The following is a 13,880-nucleotide window of genomic DNA, read 5'->3' on the forward strand; positions in this document are numbered from 1 at the left end:
TCTAAAGAAAAATTTGAACGTACAAAACCCCACGTTAACGTTGGTACAATCGGCCACGTTGACCACGGTAAAACAACTTTAACTGCTGCAATTACAGCTGTACTTGCTAAAAAATACGGCGGTCAAGCTCGTGCATTCGATCAAATCGATAACGCACCAGAAGAAAAAACACGTGGGATTACCATCAACACTTCACACGTTGAATACGATACACCAACTCGTCACTACGCACACGTAGACTGCCCAGGCCATGCTGACTATGTTAAAAACATGATCACTGGTGCGGCACAAATGGACGGTGCTATCTTAGTAGTAGCAGCAACAGATGGTCCTATGCCACAAACTCGTGAACACATCCTTTTAGGTCGTCAAGTAGGTGTTCCTTACATCATCGTATTCTTAAATAAATGTGATATGGTTGATGACGAAGAATTATTAGAATTAGTTGAAATGGAAGTACGTGAACTTCTATCTCAATATGATTTCCCAGGTGATGATACACCAGTCATTCGTGGTTCTGCGCTTAAAGCGTTAGAAGGCGATGCAGCATGGGAAGACAAAATTGTTGAATTAGCAGAAGCATTAGATAGCTATATTCCAGAGCCAGAGCGTGATATCGACAAACCATTCCTATTACCAATTGAAGACGTATTCTCAATTTCAGGACGTGGTACAGTAGTAACTGGTCGTGTTGAACGCGGTGTAATCAAAGTTGGTGAAGAAGTTGAAATTGTTGGTATCAAGCCAACCACTAAAACAACTTGTACTGGTGTTGAAATGTTCCGTAAATTACTTGACGAAGGTCGTGCAGGTGAAAACGTTGGTGTATTACTACGTGGTACAAAACGTGAAGAAATCGAACGTGGTCAAGTACTTGCAAAACCAGGTTCAATCACTCCACATACTGATTTTGAATCAGAAGTGTATATTTTAAGCAAAGATGAAGGTGGTCGTCACACTCCATTCTTCAAAGGTTACCGTCCACAGTTCTACTTCCGTACAACTGACGTAACAGGTACTATCGAATTACCAGAAGGTGTAGAAATGGTAATGCCTGGAGATAACATCAAAATGACAGTATCATTAATTCACCCAATCGCAATGGCAGACGGCTTACGTTTTGCGATTCGTGAAGGTGGTCGTACTGTTGGTGCGGGTGTTGTTGCTAAAGTTATTAAGTAATCAAACTTACCGTAATAAAGAGCAACTATTGATGCTCTTTATAATCAGTAAAAAAGGTGCATTTAGGTGTGCCTTTTTTATTTTTTAATCAATAATTTCATATATACTTAAAGTTAACTAACCGCAGTAACCTTATATTTTCTACAGCATTATAAAACGTCAAGCCTCGAACATATTTCCGTTAAAAGAAAGCCTTTAGCCAATTATTCTAAATGTCTATTAATACTTTTACTAATTTATCTAGCATGTTTTTAGTACATCATTGATATTAAAAATAAATTTCACTATTTACAGTTATACATAAGGTTGTTATTAGTGAATTTAATTCATGATACTATCAATTAGAAACTTATTTATTTCAATAAATATAAGGGTTAGAATAATTTATCGAAAATATATTATTCGCTTATTGTTAGAAGGATAAAGTTTATTCAAATTAATTTTTACAAGGGAGGATTTTATGGAATATTTACAACTTGGTAACTCTGAGATTAAAGTGTCTCGTCTTTGTTTAGGATGTATGAGTTTTGGTGATCCTGCCAGTAAAATGCATGCATGGACACTTAATCCCGATCAAAGCGAAACAATTATTAAACATGCACTAGATTTAGGAATTAATTTTATTGACACTGCCAACACTTATTCTGCCGGTACAAGCGAAGAATATTTAGGACGGGCAATCAAAAAAAATATCGCTCGCGACAAAGTCATATTGGCAACAAAAGTCTATTTTAACGAAGGACACCTATCAAAAACCGCAATTGAAAGGGAAATAGACGGATCGCTTAAACGACTTGGCACTGACTATGTTGATTTATACATCATTCATCGCTTTGACGATACAACACCAATGGAAGAAACAATGCAAGCTTTACACAATCTTGTCAAGGCAGGAAAAGTCAGAGCTTTAGGAGCTTCGGCTATGTATGGATACCAATTTTATAACATGCAACTTGTGGCAAAGCAAAATGGTTGGACGCCTTTTATTTCTATGCAAAATCACTACAATTTACTTTACCGTGAAGATGAACGCGAGCTTATCCCTATCTGCCAACAATTCAATGTCTCTTTAACACCATATAGCCCTTTAGCTGCAGGCAGGCTTGCTCGCCTAGCATGGAAAACCAACACCTTACGCAGCCAAACCGATCAAGTCGCCAAGTCTAAATATGATGGCACGCAAAAAGCTGATGTCAGCATTGTGCAAAGAGTTAATGAACTTGCACAAAAATATGAAGTAACCATGACACAAATAGCATTAGCTTGGCAATTTGCTAAAGGAGTCACTTCACCAATTATTGGTGCAACTAAAACCAATTATCTCGATGATGCTGTTGGATCACTTAAAGTATTTTTATCGGAGGAAGATATTGAATATTTAGAAGAACAATACATACCACATCGTATTGTTGGGGCGCTTTAATTTGTGAAATAAGATGATTACGAAGAAGTTAGCAAACTTTTTAGCCATTTGATGAAATAAATAGCAGTATGATTTTGGGGGAATTTGTCCCTCCCTAATGTAGTAGTTAAGTTTTCTGACACAGCTAATTAGTTTTATTCCAACAATAAAAGAGAATATACCCATTCTCTATTTAACGTATCAAGCAAGCATTTAAAAATAACCGCAATCACAGAGTCGCTGGAGTTGTTTTTTTAGCATAGAAGAATTCCTCTTATAATGGACTCCTCTCTATTAGATCAAAGAACTCGCCAAAAAGCGAGTTCATTGTCATCAATCTGAAACCAGACATTATGTCTGATTTTTTTACTTTTTATCACGACAATATTTAAAAATCTAAATTCGCCGCTTTAAGGGCATTTTCCTCAATAAATAGTCGGCGTGGCTCAACTTCATCACCCATTAATGTGGTAAATAATTGATCCGCTTCAATTGCATCTTTTATGGTGACTTGCAACATGCGACGACTGGTTGGATCCATTGTGGTTTCCCATAACTGTTCTGGGTTCATTTCACCTAGTCCTTTATAACGCTGAATAGTTAATCCACGACGTGATTCTTTAATTAACCAATCAACAGCTTCATCAAAAGATTCTACGGGTTGTTTGCGTTCTCCTCGTTGAATAAAGGCGCTGTCTTCAAGTAGATCTTTTAATTGTGTACCAAGGTGGCAGATATTACGGTATTCATTACTATGGATGAAAACTTGATCTAATGGATAATTAGTATCTACACCATGAGTTTTTACTTTAATGCTTGGCACATATAGCTGTGCTTTTTCATTATATTCAGCTGAATAAAGGTAACTGCTACCATGTTGTTCTTTATTTGATAGTTTTTCAACAAGGGTTTTTGCCCAATTTTCGGCCTGTTGTTGGTTTTGTAAAATACTTTCGTTTAATACATCATGATAAACCAATTCCGATAACAACGCTTTTGGATAGCGACGTTCCATTTTTGTAATAAGTTTTTCGACTTTTTGATATTCAGCAATTAGTCTTTCTAATGCTTCGCCTGCAAGTGCAGGTGCATGATCATTGACATGTAACGATGCATCTTCAAGCGCTAAGGCAATTTGAAATTGCGTCATTGCCTCATCATCTTTGATATATTGTTCTTGTTTGCCTTTTTTGACTTTGTATAAAGGTGGTTGTGCAATATAAACATAACCTCGCTCAATGATTTCTGGCATTTGTCGGTAGAAGAATGTTAATAATAACGTTCGAATATGCGAGCCATCAACGTCGGCATCGGTCATGATAATAATGCTGTGGTAACGCATTTTGTCCGGGTTATATTCATCACGGCCAATTCCACAACCTAATGCGGTAATTAGTGTTCCGACTTCTTGAGATGAGAGCATTTTGTCAAAACGGGCTTTTTCGACATTTAAAATTTTACCTTTAAGCGGTAAGATTGCTTGATTTTTGCGGTTGCGGCCCTGTTTTGCTGAGCCCCCCGCAGAGTCTCCTTCCACTAAGTATAATTCAGATAAAGCTGGGTCTTTTTCTTGGCAATCAGCAAGTTTACCTGGTAATCCGCCTAAGTCTAAGGCGCCTTTTCGACGTGTCATTTCGCGCGCTTTACGGGCGGCTTCTCGTGCTCTTGCGGCATCGATGATTTTTCCGACAACAATTTTGGCATCACTTGGGTTTTCAAGTAGATATTCTGTTAACTTTTCTCCCATTACAGATTCAACGGCGGATTTTACTTCTGATGATACTAATTTGTCTTTGGTTTGTGATGAGAATTTAGGGTCAGGTACTTTAACTGATACTACCGCTATTAAACCCTCACGAGCATCATCGCCTGTGGCGCTGATCTTGGCTTTTTTGCTGTATCCTTCAGCTTCCATGTAGTTGTTTAATGTGCGCGTCATTGCTCCGCGGAAACCTGCTAAGTGAGTACCACCATCTCGTTGTGGAATGTTGTTAGTAAAGCAATAGATGTTTTCTTGGTAACCATCGTTCCATTGTAGTGCCACTTCAACACCAATACCGTCTTTTTCTGTGCTAAAATAAAATATTTTAGGATGAATAGGATTTTTATTTTTATTTAAGTATTCAACAAACGCTTGAATGCCACCTTCGTAATGATAATGATCATTTTTGCCTGTGCGCTCATCAATTAATCTTATTGATACGCCTGAGTTTAAGAATGATAATTCTCGTAGGCGTTTTGCTAATATTTCGTAGACAAACTCAATATTGGTAAATGTTTCTGGGCTTGGCCAGAAGCGTACATAGGTGCCAGATTCAGATGTTTCTCCAATTACTTTTAGGGGCGCTTGTGGTACACCTAATTGATAAATTTGTTGGTGAATTTTTCCATCACGATAAATGACCAATTCTAATTTATCTGATAAGGCGTTAACAACGGAAACACCAACACCATGCAAACCACCAGATACTTTGTAAGAATTATCATCAAATTTACCGCCAGCATGCAATACGGTCATGATAACTTCTGCTGCTGAAATACCTTCTTCTTCATGAATACCTGTTGGAATACCACGACCATCGTCACGTACAGAAACAGAGTTATCAGGGTGGATTGTTACTTCAATATGGTGACAATATCCAGCTAATGCTTCATCTATGGCATTATCAACAACTTCAAAAACCATATGGTGAAGTCCTGTACCATCATCAGTATCACCAATATACATACCTGGACGTTTTCGGACAGCATCAAGCCCTTTGAGTACTTTAATGCTAGAAGAATCATAAGAATTGGACATGGATTTCTCGACTTTTTTGATTGTTTATATCGTTCTGTATATTTACGAAATTATACCAGATTTTATGTGAAAAATCTTATCATTTTCATCGATCATATGGGTAATTTGCGATTGGTTAACTGCAGTTATAAATACTTGTGAATTAGCTTGTTTTAAACGTTTGGCTAACAATTCACGTTTATTGTTATCTAATTCAGATGCGAAATCATCAAGTAGGTAGATACAAGCTTGGGTATTTTGCTTGGAGTAATATTCACCTTGAGATAAACGTAATGCGCACATTAATAATTTTAATTGACCACGTGATAACAAATCTTCAACTGGAATGTTGTGAACACGTAATCGAATATCTGCTTTATGTGGTCCGATCGATGTGTAGTTAAGGAGTTTGTCTCGTTCATACTGTTTGTGTAATATTTCGGCATAATCAGTATCCTGCTCCCAACCTTGGTAATATTGGCAATTAAGTTGGTATTCGGGTAAAAAATCATGGCATGTTTGTATAATTTCAGGAAAAATATGTTGTGAGTAATCCTTTCTAATGTGACTAATTTTTTCAGCAATGGGCGCAAGTTCTTTGTCCCAAGGTAATAATTGATTATAGCTATGGGATTGTTTTAATAATGCATTGCGTTGTTTAAATAAACGCTTTAAATTGTTCCATAAATAAATAAATTCAGGATGGTGATGAAAACATCCCCAATCAATAAATGCTCGGCGATATTTAGGTCCACCAGTCAATAAATCAAATCCTTCAGGTGTAATTAGTTGAATGGGTAATAATTTGGCTAAATCGGTTAATCGATAACCTTCATCTCCATCTATTCTGATTTTATTATCATTATTACGCGATTTAGCAAGCCCAATTGAGTGATTTTGTTGATTGGCTGTGTTTAGTTCGCTGAATAATACTAGTTCTGGCTGTTCGTGTTGAATAATTCGATTAGATTGAGTATGTCTAAATGCACGACCATGACCAAGCATATAAATAGCTTCAAGTAAGCTCGTTTTTCCACTCCCGTTATCACCAACAATGAAGTTGAAGTGTGGCGATAAAGACAACTGTGCATAACTAATATTACGAAAATGATGAACTTTAATTATTGAAAGAGTCATATGCTTTAAATTATTCCGGACGAAGCCGGAATCTTAAGTAAGATTGGATTATAAGCGCATTGGCATAACAACATAAGTTGCTGTTTGATTATTGATATCTTCTATTTGTACACTTGATGTTGCATCGGTTAATAACAGTTGTACGCTATCACATTTCAATGTGTTTAATATATCAAGTAGATAGGTTACATTGAAGCCAATTTCAAGTTCTGCTGATTCATATTTTACGTCAATAACTTCTTCTGCTTCTTCTTGTTCTGGGTTGTTTGCTGTAATCTTTATTTGATTGTTATGGACATAAAGTCGAATACCTCGGAATTTTTCATTAGATAAGATCGCAACTCTTGATAGAGCGTTTCTGAGTTCTTCGCAAGATACTTCAAGTGGTTTATCTGGATTGCGTGGTAATACTCGTTTGTAGTCAGGGAATCTTCCATCAATGAGTTTTGATGTGAAAGTGAAATCACCAAGATTAACTCGTAAGTTATTATTACCAATTTGCATATTGATTAATTCTTCGTTATCACTAACCAGTTTTGCAAGCTCTAGTACCCCTTTTCTTGGTAAAATGACAGAATGATTAGTTTTAGTATCTTGTTCAATAGGTTGTGCGCATAAAGCTAATCGATGTCCATCTGTTGCAACTGATTTTAGTAAACCATCTTCAATTTCAAATAACATACCATTTAGGTAATATCTTACGTCTTGATTCGCCATTGAAAATTGTACTGCATCAATAAGGCGTTTAATGGTTTTTTGTGGAACTGAAAGTTCAACATCACTTTGCCAATTTTCTAAATTTGGGAAATCGGTAGCTGGTAATGTTGATAATGAAAATTTACTACGTCCTGATTGAATCATCAATCGGTTATCGTCAACGCTTATCGAAATTTTGGCATCATTAGGTAAGTTTCGACAGATATCAAGAAACTTTCTTGCTGGCACGGTTGTTGCACCTGGTTCACTTGGTTCAACTAATGGTAGATGAGATATCATCTCTATTTCAAGATCAGTTCCTGTCATCGATAGCGTGTTATCACTCACTTGTAATAATAAATTACCCAAAATTGGTAGTGTAGGGCGACTACTTAATGGTGCACTTACAAGTTGTAATGGTTTTATTAGTTTTTCACGATCTATAATAAATTTCATAGTATTGATTCTTTTTTAAGTTGATAATGTTCGAATTAAATTGGAGTAATCTTCTTTAATGTTATTACTTTCTTCTTTTAACTCGGCGATCTTTCTACATGCATGTAATACCGTTGTGTGATCTCTTCCACCAAAGCCGTCACCGATTTCAGGTAGGCTTTTATTTGTGAGCTCTTTGGCAAGCGCCATTGCTACTTGCCGTGGTCTTGCCACAGAACGAGAACGACGTTTAGAAAGTAAATCTGATACTTTAATTTTATAATATTCGGCAACTGTCTTTTGTATATTTTCAATGGTGATAAGTTTTTCTTGTAAAGCGAGTAAATCTTTTAAGGCATCTTTAACAAAATCAATGGTAATAGCCTTACCAGTAAAATTAGCATTGGCGATAACCCGATTAAGAGCACCTTCTAATTCACGAACATTAGATCGTAATCGTTTAGCAATAAAAAAAGCGACTTCTTCAGGTAATTTAATATGATTTTCTTCAGCTTTTTTCATTAAAATTGCAACCCGTGTTTCTAGTTCTGGAGGCTCAATTGCAATGGTTAGTCCCCAACCAAAACGTGATTTTAACCGGTCTTCAACGCCATTAATTTCTTTAGGATAGCGATCCGACGTTAAAATAATTTGTTGATTACCCTCTAATAAAGAGTTAAAGGTGTGGAAAAATTCTTCTTGAGAGCGCTCTTTATTTGCAAAAAATTGAATGTCATCGATAAGTAAAGCATCAACAGAACGGTAGTAATTTTTAAATTCTTCGATAGCGTTATTTTGTAGTGCTTTGACCATATCTTGCACAAAGCGCTCGGAATGCATGTAAACAACTTTGGCGTTGGCTTTTTTTGTCATTATTTGATTGCCAACTGCATGTAATAAATGTGTTTTGCCTAAACCTGTGGAACCATATAAGAATAGTGGATTATATGCTTTTCCTGGATTTTCAGCTACTTGTTTTGCCGCAGCAACAGCAAGTTGGTTTGATTTACCCTCAACAAAACTATTAAAAGTGTGCTTATGATTAATACCTGAATGATACACATGATTATTATTGGTTTCTTTTGTTGTTTTCCATGCTGGAACAACTTCTGCTTTCTTTTGGTTACTTTGTTCTTTTTTATCTGCGGATATGGTTGAACCAACTTCAAGAAATAATTTTAGAGAATCGTCACTAATTAGTTTATTTAATAGTTGAGAAATAGTAGTTAAATATTTATTTCTTACCCAATCTAGGACAAATCTATTGGGCGCATAGATATAGAGTTTATTATTAACCAATTCCACTTGCAACGGGCGAATCCATAAGTTGAATTCTGTTGTGGGGATTTCTTCTTGTAATTGAGAAAGGCAATCTTGCCAAATAGCGGTAGGCACGGCAACTCCTTTAACTTTGCTTACTAACAATATCGTGAAGTATTATAATCTTTTTTGTGGATAATTTGTAGATCTAAGGTAATATTTAATTTAGTTGTTAACAATAAAAATAAGAAAACCCGGCTTTTAACCGGGTCTTAATGATGAATCTAAATAACAAAAAATTAATTTGTTTCATTAGTTACTTGAACTTCTTTCTCATTAAGTGCTTTAACTTCAATTTCAACACGACGATCTGGAGCTAAACAAGCTTTTAAGTTAGCACCACGAAGAGCATTACATTTTGTACCAGTAACTGGTTGAGATTTACCCATGCCACGAGCGCTAATTAGGCTAGAAGGAACACCTTTAGCAATTAAATATTTCATTACTGAGTTAGCACGTTGTTCTGATAGTTTTTGGTTATAACTAACTGAACCGATACGGTCAGTATGACCAATTACCACGATAGCACTTTCAGTTGGGTTAAGTTTAACAAGATTTGTTAATAAGTTGTCTAATGCTTGGCGACCTTCTTCTTTTAAGTCAGCTTTCGCATAAGCAAATAGTACATCTTCATTTAATACATAACGGTTTACTTCAGTTTTTAATTCAACAGGTGCTGGAGTAGCAGGAGAACCTAAACGATAAGTAATACCTAAGCTTACAGTACCTACGTCTGGAGTTGCTTTACTTTTAGTATGAATATGTTGAACGTATTGATACTCTAAACGAGTAGAGAAGTCTTCGTCGAAACGATAGTCAAGACCTAATGCATAAACTGGAGATAGGTCGGTTTTTGTGCCGCCACGTCCGTATCTTTCTTTATTATCATTCTTCCATTTAGCGATAGTAACCATACCACCAGCACGACCATAAATATCTAGATCGTCAATGATAGGATAGCTTAATTTACCAGTTAATGAAACGCCTTGCGCAGAAAGTTTGCTATTACCCGCTTTAGTCTTATCATCAGTCCAAGTTCTTTTATATTTAGCAGAACCTAACCAATCATAACCTAACTCAAATGCTAAATATGGGTTTGCTTGGAAACCAAGGAAAGCACCGCCAGCAACATTGCTACGATTTGAAGTTTTAATACCAACTTCATCTTTATCAAAGCCACGAACTTTATGTGCATCTAATCGATAAAGCTCTGACCAACCTAATTTAGCACCTGTATAGAAAGTGTTGTCTTCGTATGATGCATTAGCTGCAGTAGCTGTTAAACTTGCAACGGCGATAGCTAGAGCTAGAGTAGTTTTTTTCATTTTATTGCCTCAACTTAATATATTGTTATAGACGATGTTTAGTTTCTTTTTATTGTTTAAAATTCATTTAAATTAAAAAGAATAATACTTATTTTTATATAATTATGTTACCCATAATCTGCTATCAAGTATAGCATAGATAATAGGCAAATCTATAGTTATTGCAGTTACAATAAAAAAATTTAGATAATTTTATCAAATAATTTTGTTAATTGTTATATAAAAGTCACTAATAGTATTTGCTAATGTATTAGCCATAATAAAGAAGTCAGCTTCTAATCTTTTATCAAATTCATCTGAACCGATATTTTCGTTTTCATCTAAAATAATAGAATCGAACTTAATTCGTTTAAATGTTAGATCACTATTAACAATAAAGCAAACGCCTCTTTCATCAATAATTTTAATTTTAGTGATCCATTTCCCTGAATCGAAATGGACACGCATTTCATCACTGGTGATTTCTTGATTTTTACAGCTAATAATTCCATTCCCTTCAAGAGGATCTTTTAGTTCAGCTTGATCGCCTAATAAAAATGGTGGGAATTTTAAGTTTTCTTTAGCCCATGTGGTCATAACCTGCTCAAGCGGCTTATCAATCGATAAAGGGGTTAAAGCGAGTGAGCCAAGCTCTTTACGTAAAATCGCTAATATATCTTCTGATTGTTTAAAGTTACTGCAGTCAATAATAATGCGTTTATTATGTGTATCTAACCATAACCAATAATGATTATATTTACTAAAAGCCCTTGGCATTAGATCAATCATAACTTCATCTTTTAAAGTCGCTTTTTCGTTTTTAGTTAATTTTCTGCTTAGTGCTTGTTCTTGTTTATCAATTTTTTCTAATAAAGCTTGTTTTATTACGGGGGCTGGTAATATTTTTGTTTCTTTTTTGATCCGTAATAATAAATGCCCTTGCATATCAACTATAAAATCATCTTGATTATTATCATGATAAGGCGAAACCCAGCCCATTTTTGTGGTGTCTAGATTACCACATGGAGTAAAAGGGTGAGACTTTAGTGCTTTTTCTATTGCATCTTTATTAAGTAACGTGTCGCTATTAAGTTGGTAAATTATGGTATTTTTAAACCAAGGCATATTTTTCTATTTCCTGCATTTTGTAATAATAAGGGTTATCATTGTTTAAATAAGTAACAACTTATAGAGAATAATAGGCTGTCATTATTTGGTTATTGAGTATAAATGTATATTTATTAGAAACTATAAGATACACCCATATAAATCGAGGTTACTGTGCTATTATCCATCATTGGACTATCCGCAGCATCACCAGTTAGCTTGTCAATATGAACACCACCAAATGTCGCAATATTTTGGGTTAATGAATATTGTGTAGCTATTTCAGCATAAGGTGTTAATGACGCATCAGCATTAAAGTATCGTAATCCTGAACGAGAGGTTTCTTTATGTGAAACACCATAATAATAATTGTTGTGCTTATTATTAGCCCAATTTATACCGATGGTGGGCGCAACAATCAAATTGCCTTGCATATAAGGAACGGTATAATCAGTATTTACTAAAATACTATTACTTTCATTTAATACATCAGTTCCTACACTACTCGAAAAACTTCCCCAACTGGTATCAATAGAATACTCGATTTCTGCAAGTAATGTTGAATGGCGGCTATCAAGTAGCCTTAATTGGTGGTTATCTGAATCATGTGGCTTAAATTCGTTAGATAAATAACGTGCGCCAATAGACACGCTTTGATTGTCCTGATTATAAGCATAAATACCAGCTGACAGGTCATCGATAAAAAATAGGCCATTATCATAATCAATATGAGGAATAGGGTAATAATTAGCACTATAACTTTTATACGGTGAATTACTCCAACCAACACCACCCCCGATAGAGGTGAAATCAGCTAATGCAATTTGGGTAGCTCCTAAAGTTATTACTGATAAAATAGAAAGTGTACAAAATGTTTTTTTCATTTTTCATACCCATATATAAAAGGTGATCACCTGTCGTTATTTATGCTAATTTTATATCTTATTGATAGTTAATTTTGTCGTCACACAATCTATACATTAATTGTACATTGTAACAAACAAATTTCCTGAATAATAATGCCACATTTTATCATATTTGAATATCAATTAGTGAGACAACTTATGAGTAAACCAACTTTAGAAATGATTAATAGCCGTCCTGATGATGCTACTTTGTTAGCAGATGAGGCAAAATATTGTTCTTTCGGTGATACAGTGCATTATGTAGAACCACCGAAAATTTTTGATGGTTGTGAAGGTAGTTATATGTATGACAAAGAAGGCAAAGCTTTCCTTGATCTACAAATGTGGTATTCTGCATGTAACTTCGGTTATGCCAATGAACGTTTAAACAATGTTCTTAAAAAGCAAATTGATACCTTACCACAATGTGCTAGCCAATATTTACACCCAACTAAAATTGAATTAGCTAAAACTATTGCTCAAGGTATGGAAAAGCGATTTGGTTATGAAGGGCGGGTACATTTCAATGTAGGTGGTTCACAGTGTATTGAAGACTCTTTAAAAGTTGTTCGTAATGCTACTGGTGGTAAATCATTAATGTTCGCTTTCCAAGGTGGATACCATGGTAGAACTTTAGGTGCTTCATCAATTACTTCAAGTTATCGTTATCGTCGTCGCTATGGTCATTTTGGTGATCGTGCGATGTTTGTTCCTTTCCCATATCCTTTTCGTCGTCCAAAAGGCATGACAGCAGAAGAGTATGGTGAACATTTAGTCGCAGAATTTGCGCGTTTATTTGAAACTGAATACCACGGTGTTTGGGATCCAAAAGTTGGGCAAGCTGAATATGCAGCGTTCTATGCTGAACCTTTACAGGCAACAGGTGGTTATATTGTTCCTCCTCGTAATTACTTTAAAGGACTTAAAAAAGTTTTAGATCAGTATGGTATTTTATTGGTGGTTGATGAAATCCAAATGGGCTTTTATCGTACAGGTAAACTTTGGTCAATTGAACACTTTGATGTTAAACCTGATGTTGTTGTTTTTGCTAAAGCATTAACTAATGGTCTTAATCCACTAGGTGGTTTATGGGCGCGTGAAGAATTAATCAATCCTCAAGTATTCCCAGTTGGCTCAACCCACTCAACTTTTGCATCAAATCCATTAGGTACAGCTGTTGGTCTTGAAGTATTAAAAATGACTTCTGAAACAGATTACGAAAAAATGGTAATGGATAGTGGTGCTTATTTTCTTGAGGGTTTAAAAACACTTGAGAAGAAACATAAAGAAATTGGTGAAGTTGATGGTTTAGGCTTGGCACTTCGCGCAGAAATTTGTACAGAAGATGGCTTTACGGCTAATAAAGCCTTAGTTGACAAAATGGTTGATATTGGTATGTCAGGTGATCTTGATTGGAAAGGTACCAAAATGGGATTAGTGCTTGATATTGGTGGTTACTATAAAAATGTGATTACTTTTGCACCATCATTACACATTTCACGTCAGGAAATTGATCAAGGTATTGAACTTCTAGATCAGTTAATTACCCGAGCGAAAAAAGAACTTTAATTGTTTGATCTTCATAATCCCGTCAATGTCTATTGGCGAGATTA

10 protein-coding genes are annotated in these 13,880 nt (G+C 35.3%); 3 read left to right on the forward strand and 7 right to left on the reverse strand.

Annotated features, from left to right (window positions below; translation table 11 throughout):
* Positions 1-1,182: elongation factor Tu (gene tuf, locus A9G37_RS08110; protein WP_065575190.1), on the forward strand; the 1,182-nt coding region annotated here is incomplete at its 5' end.
* Between the two features lie 460 nt (positions 1,183-1,642).
* Positions 1,643-2,605: an aldo/keto reductase gene (locus A9G37_RS08115; RefSeq protein ID WP_065575191.1), complete on the forward strand. Its 963-nt coding sequence runs from the start codon at positions 1,643-1,645 to the stop codon at positions 2,603-2,605.
* 367 nt (positions 2,606-2,972) lie between these two features.
* Here A9G37_RS08115 and gyrB read toward each other — a convergent pair whose 3' ends face one another.
* The 7 genes from gyrB to A9G37_RS08150 form a co-directional block, all read right to left on the reverse strand.
* Positions 2,973-5,384, reverse strand: coding sequence for a DNA topoisomerase (ATP-hydrolyzing) subunit B (gene gyrB, locus A9G37_RS08120; RefSeq protein WP_065575192.1), 2,412 nt, complete (start codon positions 5,382-5,384; stop codon positions 2,973-2,975).
* A gap of 42 nt (positions 5,385-5,426) precedes the next feature.
* Positions 5,427-6,500 carry a DNA replication/repair protein RecF gene (gene recF, locus A9G37_RS08125; protein WP_065575193.1) on the reverse strand — a complete coding sequence of 358 codons (1,074 nt, stop codon included), beginning with the start codon at positions 6,498-6,500 and terminating at the stop codon, positions 5,427-5,429.
* Between the two features lie 48 nt (positions 6,501-6,548).
* The gene (gene dnaN, locus A9G37_RS08130; RefSeq protein WP_065575194.1) at positions 6,549-7,652 is read right to left on the reverse strand and encodes a DNA polymerase III subunit beta; all 1,104 of its coding nucleotides are present in this window, start codon (positions 7,650-7,652) and stop codon (positions 6,549-6,551) included.
* 15 nt (positions 7,653-7,667) lie between these two features.
* The gene (gene dnaA, locus A9G37_RS08135; RefSeq protein WP_065575195.1) at positions 7,668-9,026 is read right to left on the reverse strand and encodes a chromosomal replication initiator protein DnaA; all 1,359 of its coding nucleotides are present in this window, start codon (positions 9,024-9,026) and stop codon (positions 7,668-7,670) included.
* Positions 9,027-9,190: 164 nt separating this feature from the next.
* A complete protein-coding gene (gene ompA / locus A9G37_RS08140) occupies positions 9,191-10,276 on the reverse strand; it encodes a porin OmpA (RefSeq protein WP_065575196.1) in 1,086 nt (361 codons plus the stop codon).
* A gap of 195 nt (positions 10,277-10,471) precedes the next feature.
* Positions 10,472-11,380: a recombination-associated protein RdgC gene (locus tag A9G37_RS08145; protein ID WP_065575197.1), complete on the reverse strand. Its 909-nt coding sequence runs from the start codon at positions 11,378-11,380 to the stop codon at positions 10,472-10,474.
* Positions 11,381-11,496: 116 nt separating this feature from the next.
* Positions 11,497-12,246 carry a MipA/OmpV family protein gene (locus tag A9G37_RS08150; RefSeq protein WP_065575198.1) on the reverse strand — a complete coding sequence of 250 codons (750 nt, stop codon included), beginning with the start codon at positions 12,244-12,246 and terminating at the stop codon, positions 11,497-11,499.
* Between the two features lie 180 nt (positions 12,247-12,426).
* Here A9G37_RS08150 and A9G37_RS08155 point away from each other — a divergent pair, with 180 nt between their 5' ends.
* Complete coding sequence (locus A9G37_RS08155; protein WP_141671132.1) at positions 12,427-13,836, forward strand: aspartate aminotransferase family protein; 1,410 nt, start codon at positions 12,427-12,429, stop codon at positions 13,834-13,836.
* The last annotated feature ends 44 nt before the right edge of the window (positions 13,837-13,880 follow it).

Origin of the sequence: Gilliamella sp. GillExp13 (genome assembly GCF_001690815.1) — a bacterium.
In the GTDB taxonomy this organism is placed as follows: domain Bacteria; phylum Pseudomonadota; class Gammaproteobacteria; order Enterobacterales; family Orbaceae; genus Gilliamella; species Gilliamella bombi.

Excerpts from the sequence above, each read along its gene's own strand:
- recF (WP_065575193.1), bottom strand. The coding sequence starts at position 6,500 with ATGACTCTTTCAATAATTAAAGTTCATCATTTTCGTAATATTAGTTAT.
- A9G37_RS08155 (WP_141671132.1), top strand. The coding sequence starts at position 12,427 with ATGAGTAAACCAACTTTAGAAATGATTAATAGCCGTCCTGATGATGCT.
- ompA (WP_065575196.1), bottom strand. The coding sequence starts at position 10,276 with ATGAAAAAAACTACTCTAGCTCTAGCTATCGCCGTTGCAAGTTTAACA.
- A9G37_RS08145 (WP_065575197.1), bottom strand. The coding sequence starts at position 11,380 with ATGCCTTGGTTTAAAAATACCATAATTTACCAACTTAATAGCGACACG.
- A9G37_RS08115 (WP_065575191.1), top strand. The coding sequence starts at position 1,643 with ATGGAATATTTACAACTTGGTAACTCTGAGATTAAAGTGTCTCGTCTT.
- A9G37_RS08150 (WP_065575198.1), bottom strand. The coding sequence starts at position 12,246 with ATGAAAAAAACATTTTGTACACTTTCTATTTTATCAGTAATAACTTTA.
- gyrB (WP_065575192.1), bottom strand. The coding sequence starts at position 5,384 with ATGTCCAATTCTTATGATTCTTCTAGCATTAAAGTACTCAAAGGGCTT.
- dnaN (WP_065575194.1), bottom strand. The coding sequence starts at position 7,652 with ATGAAATTTATTATAGATCGTGAAAAACTAATAAAACCATTACAACTT.